Origin of the sequence: Fictibacillus sp. NRS-1165 (assembly GCF_050468105.1) — a bacterium.
GTDB lineage: Bacteria > Bacillota > Bacilli > Bacillales > Fictibacillaceae > Fictibacillus_C > Fictibacillus_C terrinigri.
Window position 1 is genome coordinate 64,762 of the sequence record NZ_JBDPNU010000021.1, and the last position, 22,232, is coordinate 86,993.

A 22,232-nucleotide genomic window follows, 5' to 3' on the forward strand; every position below is an offset into this window, starting at 1 on the left:
TTGGAAGCGCATTCATATTTAAAAAGAGGTGAGAATATGAAAAAAACAAATGGAAGATGGTTGGTCGTTGTTCTTCTATTCGTTGCGACCACAGTGAACTATATGGATCGGGCGATCCTTGGAATCGCAGGGCCTTCCATGATGAAGGATCTTTCTCTCACAACCGTACAGTTTGGACTATTAGGTTCCGCCTTTTTTTGGTCGTATGCCTTAATGCAAATTCCAGTAGGAATGATCGTTGATAAATTAGGAGCAAGGCTTACCTACTCTCTCGCGATTGTTTGGTGGTCACTATGTACGGTATTTACAGGACTGGGTCGTTCGATTGGTACATTGATTGGGATCCGTGTTCTGATGGGAGTTGGGGAGGCGCCTGCATTTCCAACCAATACGCGTGTCATTTCAGATTGGCTGCCAGCACACGAACGCGGGGTGGCAAACGGAATTTTTAACTCGGGGACCGCCATTGGGATCGGAATCACAACACCCTTTCTGGCATGGATTATTGAGGGATGGGGATGGCAGACAGCCTTTGTGGTGATTGGATTGGTCGGATTTGTCTGGCTGGGATTCTGGTTGTTCTACTTCCGAAACAAGCCCAGTGAGAGCAAGATCGCTAACGCTGCTGAAGTCACATATATTGAGGCAGGACAAACGGAGACAAAAAATGAACCTCTAAACATTTCACCTCTTAAATTTTTACGATTTCGGAATGTTTGGCCGATGTTATATGGCTTGTTTGCTCATAACTATCTGACCTATTTAATGATGACATGGCTGCCAACTTATCTTGTTGTTGAACGGCACATGACATTGCTGAAAGCAGGATTTTTTACCATGCTTCCGTGGATTATGTCCTTCCTAGGAAATATCCTTGGTGGGGTTTTATCCGATTGGTTAATTCGAAAAGGGTGGAATTCCATTAAAGCAAGAAAAACGATTTTATCCATCGGGATGCTCTTTCCCTTATTCATAATTCCAACCATCTATACCCAAAATGCCATGTCCGCCCTTATATTCATTTCCATTGCTATTGGAGGAGAAGGTCTAGCAGCCGGAATTTTATGGGCGACCGTGTCTGATATTTCTCCGAAGGGTGCTGAAGGAAAGCTTGCCGGCTTACAAAATTTTGTTGGTAATCTTGCTGGCTGGTTGGCGCCTGTGGTAACTGGTCTGTTAATCTCAAAATTTAATAATTTTACCATTGCGCTTATCATCCCCGTAGTCATTTGCATCATCGCTTCTTTGGCCTACTCATTGATTATCAAAAACCAGAGGATATCATTTAACGAAAATCAAGCAAAAGGAACAGTCGCAAGCTGAATGTGAAATTTAATATATAGGAGGATAAATCATGTTAAAAGTCGATTCTTTAGTGAATTTAAACGAACTTAAATTGTATATCAACGGTGAATGGAAAGACGCTCAAAGTGGAGAAAAGTTCAAGGTGACCAATCCCTCTAATGGAGAGGTGGTCGCTCAAGTTCCTAAGGGGGGACGTATTGAAACGAGAGAAGCGATCGAAGCGGCAGGAGAGGCGTTTAAGTCTTGGTCAAAGTTAACGGCTGCCGAACGAGGCAAGTTTTTACTAAAAATATGTGATCTTATGCACGAATATAAAGATAAATTAGCTGAAATCATGAGCATGGAAATGGGAAAACCATTTACGGAAGCTCAGGGTGAAGTGTTTTTTGCCGCCAGCTATTTGGAGTGGTTTGCAGAAGAAGGACGCCGGATTTATGGAGAAACCATCCCAGCTTCTGCGCCGGATAAAAGGTTAGCGGTAATCCGTCAACCGATCGGTGTGGTTGCAGCGATCACCCCTTGGAATTTCCCGCTTGCAATGATGACTCGAAAGATTGGTCCGGCAATGGCCGCTGGTTGTACGGGGATTATTAAACCGGCTAAACAATCCCCTATCAGTGCACTTGCCTTTAGCAAATTGGTTGAAATGGCGGGAGTTCCAAATGGGGTCGTAAACGTAGTGACCGGAGATACGGGCCAGATCTCAGACGAAATTTTTGAAAATCGGATCGTCAAGAAAATCTCTTTTACTGGCTCTACTGAGGTAGGGAAAATATTGGTGAGTAAATCAGCTCCTCAACTGAAAAGGTTATCTCTTGAGCTTGGCGGGCATGCACCGTTCATCGTCTTTGAAGATGCCGATCTTGAAGAAGCGGCGGCTGGCGCTGTTGCAAGCAAATTTAGAAACACTGGACAGACTTGTGTCTGCGCCAACCGGATTTATGTTCAGCGTTCTGTGATGGAACGGTTCACAGCATTGTTTGTGGAAAAAACAAAAGCCCTTAAAGTTGGAAATAGTCTAGATCCTTGTTCTGAAGTAGGGCCACTTGTCAGTCAGGATGGTATCGAAAAAGTAGAAGAACATGTACAGGATGCTATTGCCAAAGGAGCACAACTTCTTTGCGGTGGTAAAAGACTAGAAGGTGAATTATCGCAGGGCTTGTTCTATGAACCTACCATTTTAGGTGACGTAACAAACGATATGCGCATTACAAATGAGGAAACATTCGGACCTGTTGCGCCAATCATCCCTTTTGACACAGAGGAAGAGGTAATTCAATTCGCCAATGATACCATATATGGTTTAGCGGCCTATTTATATACACAGAATGCGAGTCGTTTAGTAAGGGTTTCAGAAGCTTTAGAATTTGGCATTATTGGGTTGAACGATGCGATTCCTACCGTTGCTCAGGCACCATTTGGCGGGATAAAGGAGAGCGGAATGGGAAGAGAAGGCGGCCATCAAGGGATTAAAGACTATTTAGAGGAGAAGTATCTCTCCATGAAGATCCAGATACATTAAGAGATGGCCGGGGCAAAACGTTCATGGAACCTTTGCCCCTTATCCCTGTTTTGTAGGATCTATCCGTTAATGGTAGAGAGAATTTATCTCAAAAAGGGGAGAAATCAAAATGTACGATTTTGCCATTGTTGGGGGAGGGATTGTAGGTTTATCTACAGGCTATGCGCTTACAAAGCGATACCCAGGTGCAAAGATCACTATCATTGAAAAAGAAAAGAAATTAGCTCATCATCAGACGGGGCATAATAGCGGGGTCATCCATTCGGGGATATACTACAACCCCGGTAGTTATAAGGCTCGTTTTGCCCGTCAGGGCAGTACATCCATGGTCGAATTCTGTGAAGAACACGGCATTCAATATGAGGTATGCGGAAAAGTCATTGTAGCGACACAACCGAAAGAGCTGCCTCTTTTGGATAACTTATATGATAGAGGCTTACAGAACAGGTTGGACGTGAAAAAAATTACACCTGAAGAGTTAAGGGAGATAGAGCCACATGTGAAAGGCGAGGGTGCGATCCGTGTGCCAAGCACAGGAATCGCCGATTACAAGGGGGTATCCCATACGTTTGCCCGAATAATAGAGGAAGGTGGAGGAGACCTCCGTCTTGGTACAAAAGTGGAAAATATTTCGGAGGAAAAAGAAGGGGTGACACTAGAAACGGATCAAGGAACGATTAAAACGAAGTTCCTGATTAATTGTTCGGGCTTGCACAGTGATCGTATCGCTAAATTGTCCGGCTTGAATACGGGTATGAAAATTGTACCGTTTAGAGGGGAGTATTATGAACTCATACCCGAAAAAAGGTACCTAGTGAAACATTTGATTTATCCTGTCCCAAATCCGGATTTTCCGTTTCTTGGTGTTCATTTTACACGAATGGTTAATGGCGAGGTCCATGCCGGTCCAAATGCGGTATTAGCGTTTAAGCGAGAGGGTTACACGAAAACGGATATCAACGTGAAAGATCTTATGGAGGTTTTGACCTTTCCTGGTTTTTGGAAGATGGCCATGGCGAACATGAAAGAAGGCATGAAAGAATATGTGCGTTCTTTCAGCAAGACCGCGTTTCTCCGTAGCTTACAACAATTAATTCCAGAGTTGACGGAGAAGGATATTGTACCTACTCATGCAGGAGTGCGGGCGCAGGCGCTGATGCATGATGGACGAATGGTCGATGACTTTGCCATCTTTTCAGGGGAAAAGTCATTGCATATTTGTAATGCCCCATCACCAGCAGCCACAGCATCCCTTGAGATTGGAAAGGAGATCGTTGAACACTTCGCTACACGGTTCCAGCTTAAAGACAAACTTGCATAAAGGAGAAGAGGTAATCAGGGGAGGTCAGAGGACCTTCCTTTTTCAGGCATCCATGCCCGTTTTTATTCTAGAGCTATCTGGTTCACAATAAACAGGTGTTGTGAATACCGCTGTTTATTCAGTTTTTTATAATGATAGTGCGGGCTGCTTTCTAGGTTCGGAGTTTTTATGTCTTTCCAAGTCCTGGATCAGAATTAATGAATTAATCCCTCGCATCTAAGAAGGTACTTTGAACGATAATTCGACCATGTATACATGATAATCATGACAACCTGGACGAATGGGCTCTCTTCAAAGATGTTAATTTCTGATTTTGTTAGCACATACTAGTTCGTTGAGTTCCATGTTTTTGATTGGAATGACCTCCTCATTACCGTTCTTTCATTTTCAAGATTGATATTGTCCTTTTACTCATGTGGAACACCTCCAATGTTAAATATCATTTTTCGAGTTGGTAAAACAAATCTTGTAAGGGTTTATCTGCATTTGTCATTTATTTTCAGTGTTACACGAACGTATATTCGCTTATAATAAAAACAGGAAGGTGATGAATATGCTTCGTCATCGAGGGAAGATGAAATGGCAAGGGATGTTCATGCCTGAACATGTAAAGAGTCTTAGGGAATATGATTGGGACAACCAAAACAAAACGAAACCAGATCTCGATCAGCAACAAATGGAGCTAATAGAACAAACCATCTGCGAGGCGATGGCTGAAAATTTAGCCTTGTGTTTCACCTATTTTAAAGACGGGGATTTTCATTTGTTGATTGGTAAGGTCCATTATGTCGATACCTTTAGAAGAGAACTACGAATAGTGGATTCCCATGGGGAAATCGACAAAATTAAATTGGCTGATTTAGTGGAAGTGAGAATCAATTAAAAACAGCAGCGTATATACGATGCTGTTTTCCTTACGAATTGAAGGTTGAAAAATCCGGCCTCAAGATTCACACCTTTATGATTAAAGAAAGTCGCGTTAATCTACAAAAAGCCATCGATTCCGGACATTGAACAACCATTCCGATTATTAGAAGAAATGCTGCATAGATGAAAATAGCAAAAGGAGACCGATATGGTCTCCTTTTTACTGTCTAGCTACACGAAATAATTTTCGTATGATATTCGTGATCGTGCCAAGAACTAAAGAAGTAACAAGTGAAGTGACAATAACGCTAATTATCAATCCGGCTGTCATCGGACCGAATACGTTCATCGTGAACAGGACGAAGGACAATAGAAAAAATACAATGTAATCAACCTTTTTAAATCCTTTGAAAAAAGACAAAGGTTAACACCTCCTTAACTCTTCTTATAATATCTCTTTATTGTTCCGTTTTTCGTGCATTGAACTGTATGTTTGATATAAAATTCTTGAATAATTAGACCAATACCATAAACTTCAAAACCAACGTGAAAATTTCCGGAAGCATAAGCATTATAGGATGTGCCGGAACGTTCTTTCCATTTCTTCCTTCCATCCTGTCACCTGCCAGAAAGAAAGACTTCCTCTTTTATTATACGCGTCATATCCACTGTGGTAATAAGCTTTTGAACCAGTATATCTAAATTTCGATGTGACTGAGACGGTAAACAGCTTCAGTCCCACCCATGCGATGGTTGGCTATATCTAAGTCTTGTACTTTATGTCTTATTCAGTTAATTCGTCACCGGTTACAATCTTATCCTAATCATCCTGAAAACTAGTAAAAAACCACCGTCTTATTAGCATAAGGCGGTGGTTGTGGTACGTAATTACGATGATCCAAACGACACCTCTCAGGGTATTTAACTTAGAAAATCAACAGCCAGTTTGATAGAGGACCAAAGGGCAAGAACGGTACAAGCGACTAACAGCACATTTTCATACCATTTGTTGACATACTGCCCCAATGACTTTTTCTGATTCGTCATAATCAGAAGGCCTACGGATATTACTGGTAAACCAACCACGGATAGTATATTTATAAATACGACCAAACTAACGAACCCAGGCATACCTGGAATCGACCATATGACCGGAGTAATAAGGATAAACATACTAAACCATTTGAACAATGGATCGTTTTGGGGTTTGTCACCGTATTTTTTCTTACGTTCTTTATTCGCGGTATGAAGACCATCAATCGCGACTTTCGGAAATACCGTAGCAAAGGCAACCGCGCTACTAAATAACCCGCCGATGACACCAAGGTAGAACACAACAAATCCGAAAGTGCCTAGATGAACAGCAAGAGCTTGAGCGAGATCTTGAAGACTAGTGATTCGAATACCGTTTGGTTTTAATACCTCCGCTCCAACCACCCATACGGCCAGGTCAAGAACGATAGCCACACAAATCGCGAATAACAAGTCTCTACGTTGAAATTTTAAATGAATAGGTTTCGTCCATCCTTTTTCCTTAAAACCATATGGGTAGATAAAATTCGCAATAGAGCCAGAAACAGCACCTACAAGTGAAATCGCCATTAGAAAGGCACCGTATACACCAACGTCTTTAGGGATGCTAAAACCAACTGTTCCTTTTGCAATGGCACCCACATCCGGTGTCGCCATAATGGCTACCAGAATTAAACAAAAGGTTTTGAGTGCGAGTAATAACTTCATCCCATTTTCAAGCGTATTATATATACTACGTCCAATTAGAATAAAACCAGCAAGAACGACAATAATGGCCCACATAAAGACATTGCCAAAGCCTAAAAGATGAGTTAATCCCTCAGCAGCACCCTTGATCATGTAAGAGTTAAATAAATGGCCCATAATGAGGGCATATCCCCCAAGGAAATAAGGATAGAACTTGTGAAGGCGGCTGAAACCTTGTATGAGAGTAAGGCCTTCTACGTTACATAGTGTGTACCGTGACATGATGGAGACGATTACATAACGAATGATTAAAGAAAGGGCGAGGACCCACATGAGAGCATATCCGTAGTGGGCTCCAGCAATGGAAGAGTCAACGAGGTCCCCGGCTCCAAGCCATGCTAGAACAGCAATAACGCCCGGTCCAAATGAAGCCAATAATTCTTTAAATCTTTGTAATCTAGATTTCGCTGGAAATGCGGTTGACGTTTCAGGCGATAACTCAAGATTCGAATTTGGCTGATTTTCCATTCAACTAATCCTCCTAAAGTTGATGTTCTAACCATATTTTTTTCAAACTCTTGAAACCGCTTTCAATTTTCGGGTGTTATTAAAATGAATTTGTACCTACTCAGCTCTACAATCTACATTAACAAAATAGAGGCAATTACAGAGCCAGAAAGAAACTCAGCAAGCCAAAAATGGTCATCGTATGCAGATACGGTTCGTTTTGGATATGAGGTTATACTTCTTCTGGAAACGCCTTACGTTCATTCTCATTGCTTTCTATTTCAAAATGGAGAAGAGGTAAAACAAGAATGCAAAAGAAACTACCAGGAAGAAGTTACAATATCTATGTATGTTCTAAAAAGAGTGATTGATAGATGTACGCTAAGTCAAGCCATTGCCTGGCTTGTACCCTTTCGTCTGGAACGACCATTTTTAATTATGATGTATAACTTCTCTTATTTTTCTTCAATATCTGACGATATCCCTTTTTACTGAATGGTCACAAAGCTAACTTGGACCCCTCAACCCCTTTTCTGTAACCCCCTTTCGTCTAAACATACGAAAACACTGAGCTTACGAACGTTTCTACTGCCTAAAACAGGGTGTTAGAGTACGTCTTCGCAATCATGACAGTTACCCGTCTTCACTGAAGTAGTAAGCGCTTACATAAACCATTGCAAATACTCGTGATGTCTTGTATACTTGTACTCAAAGTTTATTTTATATTCACAATATTGTCAAATATTAATATTTTTTATGGAATTTTAATTGTTGAATTCAAGATATTCAATGCAGATTTAGAAAAGGTGGGAGGAAGCTCACAATGACGAACAGCCCTTTTAAACTGAGTTATACAGAAGACCTTAACCTGGACCCTTTAGATCACACTCAAGCGTTTATCCCCCTTGGTGAAGCCGTGTATCAAAAATTGAAAACAGCCATTGTACAAGGTCACTTAATACCAGGACAGCTGTTAAGCGAAAACAAGATTGCAGAAAAGTTAGCTGTGAGTCGTACACCTGTCCGTGAAGCCATTCGGGTATTGGGATCTAAAAATTTAGTTACGTTTCTGCCAGGGAGAAAAGTTATTGTCTCGATCCCGACGGTCCAAGACATTAAAGAAGTCTTCGAAATTCGCCTACTTTTAGAAACAGAAGCATTGAGGAGAATAACGACCCAACATACAAAAATCATCGAACAAATGGAAGAGTCCGTCCAACTTGGGGAAGCGTACCGTAAACAAGGGGATGTCGTAAAAATGGGTGAGATGAACACTCGTTTCCATCTCACCATTATCTCTGCTCTTGAAAACCAAAGAGTGCAACACTTTATCGATTCACTTCATGAAACCATATCCCGGTTACGTTCTTATTCGCTAACAGCAGAGTGGAAGATCGATAGGGAAAAAGAACATAAGGAAATTGTTACGCTCGTAAAAAAGGGCTTTACGGAAGAAGCAGTATCCGTCTTAAAGCAGCATTTAACCACCTCTCAAGAAAATTTACTTACTTTATTTGCGCAGAAATAAGAGGAAAAAAGCAGTTTTTAGTTGTATACATGTATACAAAATACTATAGAGCAAAGGAGAATAAAAACATGGATGATGCCATTACACTGGAGAAGGAAACCTTGGGCAGCCAAGCCAAGACTGCTGTAATCGATTGTGATGTACATAATGCCGTTCCTTCCATACAGGCTCTTTTCCCCTATTTACCAGACAGGTGGCGCGATTATGTGGTGGAACACGGAATTAAAAGCTTAGAACCCAATTATTACCCAAGGGGGGTTTCCTTATCTGCAAGGCCCGATTCGCTATTGCCAAACGGCGATCCTCCGGGTTCGGATCTTGAGGTTTTGCGACGACAGGTGCTGGAACCCTGGAATATGCAATATGCGATCCTTAATTGCCTTTACGGCGTACAGATGATCCACAATGAGGATTGGGCGGCAGCCATGGCTCGCGCAGTTAACGATTGGCAGATCGCTGAATGGTTGGATAAAGAACAAAGGTTGCGTGCCTCAATCGTCGTTGCCAGTCAGAATCCGGAGCAGGCGGCGGAGGAAATTCACCGATTAGGCCAACATCCCGGTTTCGTACAAGTTCTTTTGATGGTCCGTTCCGAAATGCTCTACGGAAAAAAACATTTCTGGCCGATTTACGAAGCAGCCCAGCAGTATGGGTTAGTGATCGGAATTCATGCCGGTGGAGTTACCGGTTATCCAACGATGCCTGTCGGTTGGCCCTCTTATTACCTTGAGGATTACGTCAGTCAATCACAAGCCTTCCAGTCGCAAATCGTCAGCCTGATATGTGAAGGTACTTTCCAAAAGTTTCCTCGCCTTCGAGTTACGCTTCTCGAAAGCGGTTTCGCCTGGATGCCCGCACTGATGTGGCGATTGGATAAGAATTGGAAAGGCTTACGCCGAGAAATTCCATGGGTGGACCGATTACCGTCAGAGATTATACGGGAACATTTTCGGTTGACGATCCAGCCGTTAGATGAATCACCAAAGCCCGAACACTTGCTGCAAACGATGGAACAAATGCGTTCCCAAGACATGCTGCTCTTTTCCACCGATTATCCTCATTGGCACTTCGATGAGAAAGAAGAGGCTCTCCCAGCCAATCTACCGCCAAGCCTGGAGAAGAAGATTCTATCGGAAAACGCCCGCTCTTTTTACCGTTTTGATTGATAAATACAGGGATAATCCCTAGTGAGGAGGAACATACATGCCCATTGTAAATACTAAGTCGATAGAGGCCAAGCCAAAAACCGGAATCCGTTTCATCGACTGTGATATTCATAATGAAGTTCCGTCAAACGAGGTGCTTAAACAATACCTTCCGACACGTTGGAAGAATTATATGGACATGGTCGGCCTGCGAAGCTACCATGGCTTTGTTCAAAATATTCCATATCCCAAAGGGAATCCGGGTGGGACACGGGCAGACGCCTGGCCGTCGAACGGTCAAATACCCGGCTCCGACCTAAAGTTCATGCAAGAACAGCTATTGGATCCTTTGAATATGGAAATCGGTATCTTAAACTGCCTGTATCGTGTCGGAGAACAGCTGAACGATGAATACGGAGCAGCACTGGCCCGCGCGGTCAACGATTGGCAGATGGCCGAATGGCTGGACAAAGAACCGAGGTTGCGCGCATCCATTGTCATCCCGTACGAGAACGCCGATCTGGCGGTAGAAGAAATTAATCGGCGCGCTAGCCATCCTGGTTTTGTGCAAGTGTTATTCATGCCCCGTACCCGGGAACCGATGGGTCGTCGCAAATATTGGAAAATCTTTGAGGCGGCGGAAAACCACGGACTACCAATCGCGATTCATTTTGGAGGTTTGGGCGGAAACGCAATCACCTCTTGTGGATTTCCTTCGTTTTATATCGAGGATCACACCGACATGGCTCAGGCGTTCCAATGCCAGGTCATTAGTATGGTTTGTGAAGGGGTGTTTGAACGGTTTCCCAACCTGCAAACTGTGATGCTCGAAGGCGGGTTTGCTTGGGTGCCTTCCTTGATGTGGCGGCTTGACAAGCACTGGAAGCGACTGCGTGAGGAAGTCCCTTTCTTGAAGCGAAAGCCGTCCGAATACATTCGAGGGCATATGCGATTTACCACCCAGCCGATAGAGGAGCCGCCAGTTCAGGACTATCTCCTTCAGGTAATCGATCACCTGGGATCCGATGACATGCTCATGTTTGCTACTGATTATCCGCACTGGGATTATGATGCACCCGATCATACATTTCGAGGGAAGTTTCCAGAAACCTTAAAACAGAAAATCTTTTATGAAAACGCTCGTTCTTTATACCGATTTCCGGAGAAGGAGTGATGAATCTATGAAAAAATACTTTGTGGCAACTGTCGATGAGATCCCACCCGGTCACCGAAAGATCATTTCTATTGCCGGAAGGTCTATCGGTATTTTTAACATAAACGGTGAATTTTTTGCCATTCGAAACCGGTGCCCTCATGGAGGGGCCCCGCTTTGTGAAGGAGAATTGTCCGGTTTTGTTCATTCCCCAGTCCCGGGGGAATACACCTACACTCGAAAAGGAGAGATTATCCGCTGTCCATGGCATCAATGGGAATTCGACGTCAAGACCGGACAATCATGGTTCGATCCAGTCAAAACCCGTGTTCGTTCTTACGACGCGAAGGTCGAACAAGGATGCGCTATCGCTGAACCTACCGGGACCAAATTGGAAGAAGGGCCTCACGTGGCGGAAACCTTCCATGTTTCCCTGGACAAAGATTATGTAGTACTTGAGATGTGACCTTCAATGTTAAAGGTGAATTAAGGTTCCATCGCGTAAACCGTGGGGTATGGAGAGATTTTAGTAAGGAAGGTTATACCGGCTTACTAGCATACGGTTTTGAAAATAAAAAAGGAGGTCTCAAATTATGTTGGACATGGATTGTGATGTATTAGTTATTGGAGGTGGCGTAACAGGCGTAGCCGCGGCGACCGCTGCCGCACGCAATGGTGCCAAGACGATTCTGCTTGAATCCAAACCGTTTCTGGGTGGTAATGCGACAACAGGACTTTGCCTACATAATTTTATTACACGGTACGGTCGTCAAGTTGTGTTCGGAATCGCACAGGAAATGGTGGATCGATTGATTAAAATGGGAGGCGCTGTCGGACATATTCCATATGGGGGGTTTGTTCATTCTGTCACTCCAGTGGATGGAGAACTATTCCGAATCCTATCCACTGAGTTATTAGATGAAGCAGGGGTCATTGTATTTTTAGGGGTAAATGTAGTTGGAACTGTGCGTGACCGAGGAAATGTCACGGGCGTTCAAGTTGCGGTAAAGGGTGGGATACGAACCATTAGAGCCAAAACGTACATTGACGCAAGTGGAGATGCTGATGTTGTAGCAGCTGCCGGCGCAAACTATACGAAGGGCGATCGAAAAACTGGAAAAATGCAGCCCGTTTCGATGGTCCTTCGCTGTTATGGAACCAACAATAAGGAGATCGCTGAAGCCATCGCCGTCTCAACACCTGCAATGGCCACACGAGCTGACCATCCCGAACCGATTCCTGTTTACTTTAATGGGGCATTCAGTCAATGGAATGATATCATTCGTGAGAATCAGATCTTCCCGAATGAAGATCACAAAGTGTTTTTTAATACGGTTTGGCCGAATCACATCAATGTTAATACTTCTGCGGTGGTGGGTATTGATGGTACGGATCCCCTTTCGTTATCCCGCGCTACCGTTGAATTAACAAAACAAGTATATCGAATTAGTCAATTTCTAAAAGAAAATGTTCCCGGGTTCCAAAATGCCTACTTTGTTCCTTCGGCATTTGCAGGTGTAAGGGAAACACGAAGAATTGAAGGACTCTATGAGATTACGGACGAGGATGTTACCATAGGGCGAAAATTTGAAGATACCATCGGACAAATTTGCTTCCCTGTTGATATTCACGATCCCGATACGGGTCAGGCTTCTTTTTACCAAATCGGAGACGATGGAGCATTTGATATTCCGTTCCGGGCATTAATTCCAAAAGGCCTGCAAAATATCCTGGTGGCAGGGAGATGCGTTTCAGCTACATCTTTTGCCCACGGAGCCACTCGAAATATGGCGCCCTGTTTAGTAATGGGGCAGAGTGCCGGCGTAGCAGCCGCTATGGCATCTAAGCAAAACCTGACTTTTACACAATTGAACATTCATAAACTTCAGGAAAACCTTGAGGAACAAGGTGTCTATTTAGGAGAACGAAGCAACAAAAGAGTCACACATCCCACCATCTGAATTAAAAAGTAGAAAAAGGAAGATAGGTAGTTTGTAAAAGACAAAAAGGATAGATTTGAGGATGAATCACACCATCTTTTGTACCTCTTTTTTGCAAGTGGTAGATGATTACGATGGGAGGCCACTAAAGCCGTTTTTACAGATGAGGGAGGACAAGCGGATTGGAAAGGGAAAAGGTCCTGCACAGCCCAGCATATCCGAACGATTAATAGATACTGACTAAACAACAATCGAGGAACCATTATTGGTTCCTCGATTAATTATGTTGTTTTGTAAAAGAATAGTAATTTCATGGATTCAAGCACCTAATTGTTGGGCTAAATCAATGAAATCTCTTGCTACCACATCATAGTTTTCTTCAGGCATTAGATTAGGGATTGCCTCACATCCATACTCCAACGGTCGAAAAACATAAGCTGTTTTCATCCCTAGCTTTTTGGCTGCCTGTAAGTCATGTTGATGCGCCGCAACCATCATGACTTCATTGGGTTGAAGATCAAGAAAGTCGATAGCCATGTGGTAAACGTTTGGATCGGGTTTGTAACTTTTGATCATTTCAGGAGACAAGATCAAATCCCAAGGTAGTCCACTATGTTTTGCCATATTGGTGAGTAAAGATACATTCCCGTTTGATAGTGGACTGATTACGAATGTTTGTTTCAAGCGTTGAAGACCTGGAACGGCATCACCCCATGGCTCCAAACGATGCCAGACTCGATTGAGGTGAATGATTTCTTCCTCTGTTAGATGATTGATCTCAAATTCATCAAGAAGCTTTCGTAATACCATCAAATGCAATGAATCCAAATTCATCCACGAAAGCTCGCCGCTTAGAATACGATCCAAGTTGGGACGATAAGCCCCTCGCCAGGCATCAGCAAACTTCGGCGAATTCAGCTCAAGGCCTTTCATCTCATTCAATTTTTGGACTTCTTTAATGATCGATGATCGATAGTCTACAACCGTTCCAAACACGTCAAAGGTTAGTGCTTTAATCCCGTTAGTTTTCATGTCATATCACCATCCTTTTTTATGAAAAGATCCATACATTAACAAGAAGTATAGAGATGTTTGACTCTATTACCTACGCTTTTAATAACTGCACCTTTGCTTTTCGTAAATCCTCTATTGTAGCGGAAACTGAAATTTGTTCGGGGCTTATCGCCACTTCAATAATGGAAGGTTTACCTGACTGGAGTGCTCGAGTAAACGCTGCCTCAAATTCTTCGTTAGAATCGATGTACTCACCATGGCCACCAAACAATTTAGCCAATTGGGCGTAGTCAGGATTTGTGAGCAACGTCCCGGAAATTCGCTCAGGATACTCGCGTTCTTGGTGCATCCGAATGGTGCCGTACATATTGTTATTATAGACCAACGCGATAACAGGAACCTTATAACGAACGGCTGTTTCAAATTCTTGCATGGTCATCATAAAACCGCCATCACCGGATAAGGAAACCACAACACGATCGGGATGTGCTAATTTAGCTCCAACTGCAGCGGGAAAACCATAACCCATGGCACCATTTGTCGGGCCAATATAGGTTCCAGGTTGTTCAAACTGGTAAAATTGGTGTAACCAGCCACAAAAGTTTCCTGCATCGTTTGTTATAATGGCATCTGCAGGCGTTAGACGCTGAAGATCGGCTAGGAGTTTCTTCATATTTAATTTGCCACTTTGATCTAATTCGTCATGAATCCATTGATCGTACAAACGGCGACGCTCGGAAATCCAATCCAGACGTTCTTGTTTAGTTTCTGGTTGATATTGGTTAGAAGCTTCAACTAACGCATTTAGTGCTTCTCCTGCATCTGCTACAATACCAAGAGCTGGATTATATACTTTGCCGATACTATTTGGGTCAATATCAATATGAATCATCGTTTGCTCCGTTGAAAATAACGAGTACCCTTGTGTCACAATTTCTGAAAAACGCATCCCCACTGCCACAATCAGATCAGCAGTTTTCACTGTTTCTAATATATTCTTAGGCGTACCCAGTCCAATATGGCCTAAATACTGCGAATGGTGGTTTGGAAATACATCATGGCGGCGGAAAGACGATAAAACAGGTAAAGCCATGGATTCCGCAAATTGAATCAATGGTTCATGTGCGCCGCTACGAACTACACCGCCACCAGCAATCATAATAGGATGCTTGGCCTGAGAAATGAGAGAAAGTGCCCGAGCTACTTCATCTTTGCCTGGAGCTGGCTTTGGAATAGTGATGACTTGGCCAATTTCCATTTCCACTTCTGCATCGATGACATCCACTGGCAATCCGACCACAACCGGACCCGGTCTACCGCTTTTAGCAATCCGGAAAGCGCGTTGAACTAGCTCAGGAATTCGATGGGTGTCCGTAATTTCAATGGTCCACTTTGAAATCGGTGCAAAAAAGTTTTCTTGATTGACCTCCTGGAACCCTTCCCGTGTCCGAAAATGACTATGTACTTGTCCTAAAAACACCACCATAGGGGTTGAATCTTGCATGGCGGTATGGACACCGATAGAGAGGTTGGCTCCGCCTACACCTCGTGTAGCCATACAAACGCCGGGCTTATTGGTTGCCTTCGCATATCCTTCTGCCATAAAACTGGCTCCGCCTTCGTGTCGAGTGGAAATCAGGTTTATTTCCTCCATTTCATAGATTGCATCTAATACACTTAGATAGCTTTCACCTGGCACACAAAAAACTTGATCCACGCCTTCTCTTCGAATACATTCAACCACCGCTTGAGCACCAGTCATTTTCTTTGTCATGTTTCGTTCACTCCTTGTTTGTTCTCTTTGCAAAACGAGAGGGTACGTCGTATATGGTTACGCATCGCTTCTTCAGCACCATCCGGATCGTTTGAAGCAACTTTGGTAAATATTAAATGATGCTCTTCATAGGCACGGTCAAGTTCATTGACATTAGCTAATGCGTGCTTTCTAACGACATTAGCAAAAGCCTTTAGGGAAGTTATCTGTTTTTCGATATAATCATTTTTCGCTGCCTTGATAATGAAGTGATGGAATGCTTCATTACTTTTGCTTAATCCATCGCTGTTTTTATCCACCGTATAAACTTCCATTTGTTCTATGATGGTTCCCAGCTGTTTTTTTTGCTCCTCTGTAATCTTGGACGCGGCCAAGCGGGCAGCTACTCCCTCAAGCGAGGATCTCGCTAACGTGATCTCTTCCACCGACTTCATAATTTGGGTGGAAACAAAGGTGCCTCTTCTTGGACGAGTATAGACCAACCCTTCCAATTCCAGCCTGCGAAGCGCTTCTTTTATAGGGGTTGTACTAACGCCCAATTGTTCCGACAACGCTCGTTCTTTTAACTGCATTTCTGGTGTAAGTTGTTCCGACAGAATGCCTTTTTTAAGCGTTTCATAAACAACGTCTCTCACTGAACGCGTTTGTTGATGTATGGTTTCATTCATCATGAAATTGTGAGCATTCATGTTTATCGACTCCTTTTTAAAGTCATTCAACAACCAAAAACCTTAACTTCATTGCTAATCGATGAAAAACTGACTCGATCTTAGATGCGAGTAAACTTCTCTTATTTAAATGGCTGAAAACGGTGTAATTTATATTTTGTTTACTTGTTTTCACCTCTTTTTAAGAAATTTGAGGTCTGATATATCAGTCTTTTTATTGTAATGGTAAGCTTAGTAAAGTTAAGATGTCAACTAAATATTTAGAATTTTTAAATAAATTAATGCTTAACCAAACAATAAGGAGCAGAATGAAATTCAAATCAAAAACGGGAGTACCGACGATTTAAAAATAAATACCCGCTGAATCACAGCACATACATATTGGCTTTTTCCATTTTCATTCCACTTTACAAATAAGAGTGGACAGGGAGCGGAACAGGGCTAAACCCTTTGAAGATATTGTTTAGGACACGTTTACTAGATATAAACTTCACGAAATAAAGTAATTAATGATCGTTAGGAAGGTGGTACTAAACAGCATGAATCCAAACGCATAGCCGGCGTTCATCAATAAACCGATTTGTACAGGTTTCACATTCGCCAACCGGCTTATGATCATATTTGCAGCAGAAAAGGGAGAAATCATGGATGCGAGGGACCATGAAATTAAAATCACCATCGCATAAATGACCGGTTGAATTCCGAGCTGTTGCCAGTGAACAGAAGCAGTAAATAGCGTAATGGTCACTAAATGATGAATGCCAAAAAAGGCTATAAACACGACAAAAAAAATAAAGAGAAAAATGAACAGCCAAATATAACCGAGGGATACACTCGACCAGGCGGGCAGTTGTACCTTCCAATCGAGCCATATAAGGGTATGAGAGAAGAAACCAACTGAAATAAATAATAAAGCTTCAACTCGTATATTGGGTAAATCCCGCTTAGCAAAATGACGGAGTCCATGTAAAAACTCTTTGACCGTTCCCTGTAACAATGTCCAAGAAGCGGAATAGAAGATGCTGAGGAGACAGATGATGGCAATGGTGTTTATCGGCGTTATATACTCTATGAGCAACAAACTGCCGATTAATAAACCGTAAAAGGATAATAAATGTACTATTTTAGGATTAAATGGGGTTCTGTTACTTGGAGGCATATCTTGTTGCTGTTTCAGTTTCATTAGCCCGGGCATGACGGTAGCAAGCAAAATAATACAACATAGCGTTAAGCCAAGTAAAATGAGGGATCCCGGATTACCCTTGCTATAGGAAATGGCTACTGAAAAAGCAGCAAAGTAAGGGGTCCAACAAACTGCCAAGTTAAATGAGCGGTTCAGATAAGCGCCATATTTGTTTGGGTTCTCATTCATTCGGCTATCTTTAAACTGGTCAACCAGACGTATAGAGGCTAAATTTAAAAAAGAACTCAGAAAAAAATTAACCGCAGAAATGGCATAAATAAAGGATCCCTTGTTTTTTACTGTTAATAGATTCCTGATTTCCTCTAAGTAATTTCCTTGATCAATAGGTATTTTAAGAAGCGGTATACAAACAAACAATGAAATAAATATGGTATTCGAGTTTAAATGATCAACAGCAACGGAATAAGGAATATGATAGTGCCAGGTTAAGAGAATACTCATGATAAAAAACAAACTATAAACAATCCTAGGTATTCCATTGGTACAAAACAAAAGAATGACAAACATAAAAAGTACGCTAATCCCTAACATAATTTTAATCAAATAAAAATCAAACAGGGATAATACAATGCTTAACACAGCGATTACAATAAGGAAGCAAGCATGTAGTTTATTTATCATCATTCCATCTCCCTCAATTTAAACAAACTCTTGAAGAGAAAAGCAAAGAATGCCATATTTGAATCCAAACATGGCTTCCCTGACTCCAGGGCTGTTCTAAAAACAGCCTTGATAAACATTTTTTTAGCTGTTCCATAAGAGGACCGGCTTCCTCTGGAAGAATGATGTTAACCGAAATTTTTTCATTCCATTCCGAGATAGCGCTTAAGATAAGGTTTTAGTTCCATCTTAAGAAATGAATCATAGGTACACCGCAAACTTGATTATTTATGTATGAACAATGATAGAATTGAAGTGGACCGATACAGGATACGTTTCTACCTGAGCAAGTGCCTTTTCTGATTCCATTATCCCTACAGTTACTTTATACGTTTTTACCAAGCAGCCATCTGGATCAAATATGGATTTCCCCGTTTTAATATCAAATTCCCAACCATGCCATGGACAACGAAGAATTTCACCCTTTTTTATAAATTCAACCTCACCCAATTTACCTGTTTTTTTTTCCCTACAAACCGTCATGCCACCAACACTCCCTGAACACACCGGTGCTCCTTGATGTGGGCATACGTTCCGCAATGCGTAAAACTCCCCGTTCACATTGAACACAGAAATCGAGCGTCCTTCTACTTCAACCGTTTTTCTCTGGCCAACACCAACTTCGTCAATGGATGCCACAACATGCGCACTCATGTATCATCACACCCTTCACCAAATCTATTTTATTTTGTTAATCCAGGTTATACAATGCCCGTGCATTCTCGAAAAAAATACGCTTTTTTAGCTCCTCCGGTAATTTAGGAAACGACCTGGTCGGAGAATCGAAATCCCAATGCGGATAGTCTGAAGAAAACATAAGAATATTTTTGGCGTCCATCATTTCAAACATCTGCAAGAGATGCTCCCTATTATCCGGGTTTTCTAGTGGTTGAGATGTAATTCGGACGTGTTCAAGAATATATTGACTCGGTCGTTTTTTAACCCATGGAACTTCTTCCCTCAACGGTTTCCATTCGGCATCTAAACGCCAGAGAAGGGGAGGCAACCAAGCGGATCCGCCTTCCACAAGAACGAGTTTTAAACCTGGAAAACGTTCAAATACCCCTTCAGTAATAAAGCTGATGAGATGGGCTTGAAATGAGAGCATTAAGCCGGTGTGCCATTCTATGTAAGTAGTAGGGTATCCAGGTGTCATTATTTCATTAGGACCGACACCTTCGGTTCCGGGGTGAAGGGCGATGGGAAATCCATTGCGTTCACATGCCGCGTATATCGGGTAATATTGTCTTTGTCCAAAAGGTGCGCGAGCTCCGGAATCCATCATCACTTGTACCATGTGGGGGTGTCCTGCCCAACGATCAATCTCTTTAGCCGCAGCTTGGGGATCTTGGTGTGCAACTGTGATCGACCCTTTGCAACGGCCATCTTCGTTGTTGTTATCCAACCAGACATCTGCCAGCCAATCATTAAAAGCGGATGCCACCACCGTAGCAAAATCCGGACTCGGGTATTTTGTCGCAAACGCGCGAGGTAATAATATGGCATAGTTTATCCCATATTCATCCAGTAACTGTTCACGCATATATGATGGATCAGAACATGGATATCCACCGTGGGGTGTTACTGAATCTAATCGGTTTACATGTATGGGATTATCATATATGCCCCTTTTCCCATTCCCATTAAATCGGCTACGCCAAGGTTCTGACATATACGACTTTATGACATTATAATCGCTTGGATGTGGATGTACATCACAGTCAATAATACCGTTTAATTTTTTCACGTTCGGCTTATTCATAAAGCACACCTCCTGAATTTCCCAAAATAAATGACGTACCTTATGCCTAGTAGACCTTTTCGTTATGAAAACCGACTTTTAACATACCAATCCTATTCCATTATTGGTGATGCCCATACAACATATTTTGATATTATTGAAATTTGAGGTCTGATATTTCACACTTTATGTTTTCATCATAATTTTGGAAATAAGGTAATGTCAACATAAAATTCAGTATTTTTAGAATTGTTTTTAATTTGTGTCAAGTTTGTTTTAAAATCAGGGGAAGGTAAAAAATCCTATAGTCAACTTTCAATCGAAGAATTAACCATGGATAGCAAATGGAAAGGAAAGCATATTAAATAAAGTATTTACCGTTTTGCGCGTGTTATTTTGATAAGACATTGGTATTTACTAGATTTTTGGGGATGTCTCCTAATAAAGATGTCAGTAAATTCTCGGCGGCCAAACGGGCCATCTGCATGCGGGTGTGAAAACTGGCACTTCCGATATGCGGGAGTGTTACGACATTGGACAAGGTAAGTAACGGATGATCCATGGAAACTGGTTCTTGTTCGAAGACATCGAGTCCAGCTGCCCAAATTTCCTTTTCTTTCAAAGCGTCATACAATGCGTCCTCATCGACTATACCTCCGCGAGCTGTATTAATCAGCACAGATGTGTTTTTCATAAGAGACAGTTCCTTACGTCCGATAAGGTGACGTGTTTCTGGGGTGAGGGGTGTCAAGATACAGATAAAGTCAGATTCCTTTAAAAGCGTTTCCATCTCAGTATATTGGATACCTAATTGTTTTTCTGCTTCTAGCTTTCGACTGCGATTGTAATAAAGAACACGCATCTCAAATCCTTTGGCGCGTTGAGCCACTGATTCTCCAATCTGACCTAATCCGATAATACCAAGTGTTGAGCCATATACGTCCTGTCCCGTGAGCAACATAGGAGACCAGGTTTTCCATTCACCCCTGCGAAGAAAATCAGATGATTCCACTATTCGGCGAGATGTGGCCATTAATAACGCAAACGTTAAGTCAGCCGTTGTTTGGGTTAATACACTAGGTGTATTGGTGACCATGATTCCCCGTTCGGAAGCCGTCTCGATGTCAATGTTGTTATAGCCCACGGCCATATTGCTTATCACTCTGAGTCTAGGGGCATTATCAAGCAAGTCACTGTCAATGTTTTCTGTTAAAAGGCAGTATAATCCATCGGAATCAGCCAACTCCTTTTGGAGAATAGGCCTTGGGACAGGAATGTCTTCTTCTTCCCACATTCTCACATAACAGACTTCAGCTATCTGTTCTGCCACTTCTTTCGGAATTTTTCTGGTTATATATACCTTAGGTTTCACTTTTTTGAGCTCCTTTCATCCTATGAAGATAGATTTATAGCCAACATGTTCAATCTGTTAAGGCTAATTATGTTAACTAGTTGGGTGTCATTAGTGATCATTTTGAACTCGTGCCGGTTCGACAATAATCTTCTATGCAAGTTCCAGATCTCCTTCAGATAAAAAAATTTTAACATCATGACATAGCTGCTCCTTTCTACCCTTTATAAGGTTGAGAAAAGATGATATGAAAGAAGATAAGAATTTTCCAAAGGTTACAAATATAATGGAGATGCCAGTACATTAACACACCGAACGTTTAGTGAATTTAAGTGAACTAAAAATGTATGTGAATGGTGAAGGGATTTTATCCTTTGTTTTCTTCTATCCAAACGGCTGCTGCAATAGACCAGACATTAAAGGTGATCTCAAAATATGACATTGCAATAGAGGTTAATATCAGGTAAAACAAAGGATTGCGGCGGCTGGTATCCTGCGGATGATACCCTTAAAAAGGGCACTGTACTTTGGGGCAAAAATCACGTTTGGTTCTGATGCCCATGACCCGGAACGCGTCGGTGAAGACTTAGAATTGAGAGCGTCTTAAAGAAATCGGCTTTAAAGAATGGGTGTTTTTTAGGGAAAAGAAAATGAACATTACCTCTTTATAAAGTGCTTGAGAAAGCAAGGTGGATGTGAACGGGGTTAAACAGTTTAAGATGTAGGATTTACGTAATTAAAGGATACAGTGAATATTTGGCTGAGGGTTGTGCCTTTTGTAGACACATAGAAATGCGTTGCTGTCCTTGCAGC

19 protein-coding genes and 1 pseudogene are annotated in these 22,232 nt (G+C 42.1%); 11 read left to right on the forward strand and 9 right to left on the reverse strand.

Features of this window, described 5'->3' with window-relative positions; genetic code table 11:
• Window positions 1-36 precede the first annotated feature (36 nt).
• From ABHN01_RS09215 to ABHN01_RS09230, 4 genes are all read left to right on the forward strand, one after another.
• A complete protein-coding gene (locus tag ABHN01_RS09215; protein WP_429875289.1) occupies window positions 37-1,323 on the forward strand; it encodes an MFS transporter in 1,287 nt (428 codons plus the stop codon).
• Window positions 1,324-1,354: 31 nt separating this feature from the next.
• The gene (locus ABHN01_RS09220; RefSeq protein WP_429875290.1) at window positions 1,355-2,827 is read left to right on the forward strand and encodes an NAD-dependent succinate-semialdehyde dehydrogenase; all 1,473 of its coding nucleotides are present in this window, start codon (window positions 1,355-1,357) and stop codon (window positions 2,825-2,827) included.
• Between the two features lie 109 nt (window positions 2,828-2,936).
• Window positions 2,937-4,148: an L-2-hydroxyglutarate oxidase gene (gene lhgO / locus ABHN01_RS09225; RefSeq protein ID WP_429875291.1), complete on the forward strand. Its 1,212-nt coding sequence runs from the start codon at window positions 2,937-2,939 to the stop codon at window positions 4,146-4,148.
• Between the two features lie 553 nt (window positions 4,149-4,701).
• Entirely contained in the window at window positions 4,702-5,031 is a 330-nt protein-coding gene (locus ABHN01_RS09230) for a YolD-like family protein (RefSeq protein WP_429875292.1), read from the forward strand.
• 204 nt (window positions 5,032-5,235) lie between these two features.
• Here the strand turns inward: ABHN01_RS09230 and ABHN01_RS09235 are convergent, their stop codons facing one another.
• Together ABHN01_RS09235 and ABHN01_RS09240 are read right to left on the reverse strand one after the other, a co-directional pair.
• Window positions 5,236-5,436, reverse strand: coding sequence for a hypothetical protein (locus tag ABHN01_RS09235; RefSeq protein WP_429875293.1), 201 nt, complete (start codon window positions 5,434-5,436; stop codon window positions 5,236-5,238).
• Between the two features lie 500 nt (window positions 5,437-5,936).
• The gene (locus tag ABHN01_RS09240; RefSeq protein WP_429875294.1) at window positions 5,937-7,262 is read right to left on the reverse strand and encodes an Nramp family divalent metal transporter; all 1,326 of its coding nucleotides are present in this window, start codon (window positions 7,260-7,262) and stop codon (window positions 5,937-5,939) included.
• A gap of 84 nt (window positions 7,263-7,346) precedes the next feature.
• Between ABHN01_RS09240 and ABHN01_RS09245 the strand changes: the two genes are divergently transcribed.
• From ABHN01_RS09245 to ABHN01_RS09270, 6 genes are all read left to right on the forward strand, one after another.
• Window positions 7,347-7,736 (forward strand): hypothetical protein, encoded by a 390-nt coding sequence (locus tag ABHN01_RS09245; RefSeq protein WP_429875295.1) that lies wholly within the window; start codon window positions 7,347-7,349, stop codon window positions 7,734-7,736.
• 328 nt (window positions 7,737-8,064) lie between these two features.
• Entirely contained in the window at window positions 8,065-8,769 is a 705-nt protein-coding gene (locus tag ABHN01_RS09250) for a GntR family transcriptional regulator (protein ID WP_429875296.1), read from the forward strand.
• 68 nt (window positions 8,770-8,837) lie between these two features.
• The gene (locus ABHN01_RS09255) at window positions 8,838-9,935 is read left to right on the forward strand and encodes an amidohydrolase family protein (protein ID WP_429875297.1); all 1,098 of its coding nucleotides are present in this window, start codon (window positions 8,838-8,840) and stop codon (window positions 9,933-9,935) included.
• A 37-nt stretch (window positions 9,936-9,972) separates the two neighbouring features.
• Window positions 9,973-11,088 carry an amidohydrolase family protein gene (locus ABHN01_RS09260; RefSeq protein ID WP_429875298.1) on the forward strand — a complete coding sequence of 372 codons (1,116 nt, stop codon included), beginning with the start codon at window positions 9,973-9,975 and terminating at the stop codon, window positions 11,086-11,088.
• Window positions 11,089-11,095: 7 nt separating this feature from the next.
• Entirely contained in the window at window positions 11,096-11,533 is a 438-nt protein-coding gene (locus ABHN01_RS09265) for a Rieske (2Fe-2S) protein (RefSeq protein ID WP_256227564.1), read from the forward strand.
• 127 nt (window positions 11,534-11,660) lie between these two features.
• Window positions 11,661-13,028 carry an FAD-dependent oxidoreductase gene (locus ABHN01_RS09270; RefSeq protein ID WP_429875299.1) on the forward strand — a complete coding sequence of 456 codons (1,368 nt, stop codon included), beginning with the start codon at window positions 11,661-11,663 and terminating at the stop codon, window positions 13,026-13,028.
• A 297-nt stretch (window positions 13,029-13,325) separates the two neighbouring features.
• Here ABHN01_RS09270 and ABHN01_RS09275 read toward each other — a convergent pair whose 3' ends face one another.
• The 7 genes from ABHN01_RS09275 to ABHN01_RS09305 all read right to left on the reverse strand — a co-directional run bounded on the left by ABHN01_RS09275 (window position 13,326) and on the right by ABHN01_RS09305 (window position 21,440).
• Window positions 13,326-14,039 (reverse strand): haloacid dehalogenase type II, encoded by a 714-nt coding sequence (locus ABHN01_RS09275; RefSeq protein ID WP_429875300.1) that lies wholly within the window; start codon window positions 14,037-14,039, stop codon window positions 13,326-13,328.
• A gap of 73 nt (window positions 14,040-14,112) precedes the next feature.
• A complete protein-coding gene (locus tag ABHN01_RS09280; RefSeq protein ID WP_429875301.1) occupies window positions 14,113-15,795 on the reverse strand; it encodes a thiamine pyrophosphate-dependent enzyme in 1,683 nt (560 codons plus the stop codon).
• Entirely contained in the window at window positions 15,792-16,484 is a 693-nt protein-coding gene (locus tag ABHN01_RS09285; protein WP_429875302.1) for a GntR family transcriptional regulator, read from the reverse strand. The genes ABHN01_RS09280 and ABHN01_RS09285 overlap by 4 nt, the downstream gene beginning before the upstream one ends.
• Window positions 16,485-16,953: 469 nt before the next feature.
• The gene (locus ABHN01_RS09290; protein WP_429875303.1) at window positions 16,954-18,288 is read right to left on the reverse strand and encodes a hypothetical protein; all 1,335 of its coding nucleotides are present in this window, start codon (window positions 18,286-18,288) and stop codon (window positions 16,954-16,956) included.
• Window positions 18,289-18,555: 267 nt separating this feature from the next.
• The gene (locus tag ABHN01_RS09295) at window positions 18,556-18,981 is read right to left on the reverse strand and encodes a Rieske (2Fe-2S) protein (protein ID WP_429875304.1); all 426 of its coding nucleotides are present in this window, start codon (window positions 18,979-18,981) and stop codon (window positions 18,556-18,558) included.
• 37 nt (window positions 18,982-19,018) lie between these two features.
• The gene (locus tag ABHN01_RS09300) at window positions 19,019-20,089 is read right to left on the reverse strand and encodes an amidohydrolase family protein (RefSeq protein WP_429875305.1); all 1,071 of its coding nucleotides are present in this window, start codon (window positions 20,087-20,089) and stop codon (window positions 19,019-19,021) included.
• A 370-nt stretch (window positions 20,090-20,459) separates the two neighbouring features.
• The gene (locus tag ABHN01_RS09305) at window positions 20,460-21,440 is read right to left on the reverse strand and encodes a 2-hydroxyacid dehydrogenase (protein WP_429875306.1); all 981 of its coding nucleotides are present in this window, start codon (window positions 21,438-21,440) and stop codon (window positions 20,460-20,462) included.
• A 335-nt stretch (window positions 21,441-21,775) separates the two neighbouring features.
• Here ABHN01_RS09305 and ABHN01_RS09310 point away from each other — a divergent pair.
• Window positions 21,776-22,090: pseudogene (locus ABHN01_RS09310) on the forward strand (histidinol-phosphatase); the annotation flags it as partial.
• Window positions 22,091-22,232 lie beyond the last annotated feature (142 nt).

Bases quoted from the DNA above. Each gene is read 5' to 3' on its own strand.
- ABHN01_RS09215 (WP_429875289.1), top strand. From the start codon at position 37: ATGAAAAAAACAAATGGAAGATGGTTGGTCGTTGTTCTTCTATTCGTT.
- ABHN01_RS09220 (WP_429875290.1), top strand. From the start codon at position 1,355: ATGTTAAAAGTCGATTCTTTAGTGAATTTAAACGAACTTAAATTGTAT.
- lhgO (WP_429875291.1), top strand. From the start codon at position 2,937: ATGTACGATTTTGCCATTGTTGGGGGAGGGATTGTAGGTTTATCTACA.
- ABHN01_RS09230 (WP_429875292.1), top strand. From the start codon at position 4,702: ATGCTTCGTCATCGAGGGAAGATGAAATGGCAAGGGATGTTCATGCCT.
- ABHN01_RS09240 (WP_429875294.1), bottom strand. From the start codon at position 7,262: ATGGAAAATCAGCCAAATTCGAATCTTGAGTTATCGCCTGAAACGTCA.
- ABHN01_RS09245 (WP_429875295.1), top strand. From the start codon at position 7,347: ATGAATTTGTACCTACTCAGCTCTACAATCTACATTAACAAAATAGAG.
- ABHN01_RS09250 (WP_429875296.1), top strand. From the start codon at position 8,065: ATGACGAACAGCCCTTTTAAACTGAGTTATACAGAAGACCTTAACCTG.
- ABHN01_RS09255 (WP_429875297.1), top strand. From the start codon at position 8,838: ATGGATGATGCCATTACACTGGAGAAGGAAACCTTGGGCAGCCAAGCC.
- ABHN01_RS09260 (WP_429875298.1), top strand. From the start codon at position 9,973: ATGCCCATTGTAAATACTAAGTCGATAGAGGCCAAGCCAAAAACCGGA.
- ABHN01_RS09265 (WP_256227564.1), top strand. From the start codon at position 11,096: ATGAAAAAATACTTTGTGGCAACTGTCGATGAGATCCCACCCGGTCAC.
- ABHN01_RS09270 (WP_429875299.1), top strand. From the start codon at position 11,661: ATGTTGGACATGGATTGTGATGTATTAGTTATTGGAGGTGGCGTAACA.
- ABHN01_RS09275 (WP_429875300.1), bottom strand. From the start codon at position 14,039: ATGAAAACTAACGGGATTAAAGCACTAACCTTTGACGTGTTTGGAACG.
- ABHN01_RS09280 (WP_429875301.1), bottom strand. From the start codon at position 15,795: ATGACAAAGAAAATGACTGGTGCTCAAGCGGTGGTTGAATGTATTCGA.
- ABHN01_RS09285 (WP_429875302.1), bottom strand. From the start codon at position 16,484: ATGAATGCTCACAATTTCATGATGAATGAAACCATACATCAACAAACG.
- ABHN01_RS09290 (WP_429875303.1), bottom strand. From the start codon at position 18,288: ATGATAAATAAACTACATGCTTGCTTCCTTATTGTAATCGCTGTGTTA.
- ABHN01_RS09295 (WP_429875304.1), bottom strand. From the start codon at position 18,981: ATGAGTGCGCATGTTGTGGCATCCATTGACGAAGTTGGTGTTGGCCAG.
- ABHN01_RS09300 (WP_429875305.1), bottom strand. From the start codon at position 20,089: ATGAATAAGCCGAACGTGAAAAAATTAAACGGTATTATTGACTGTGAT.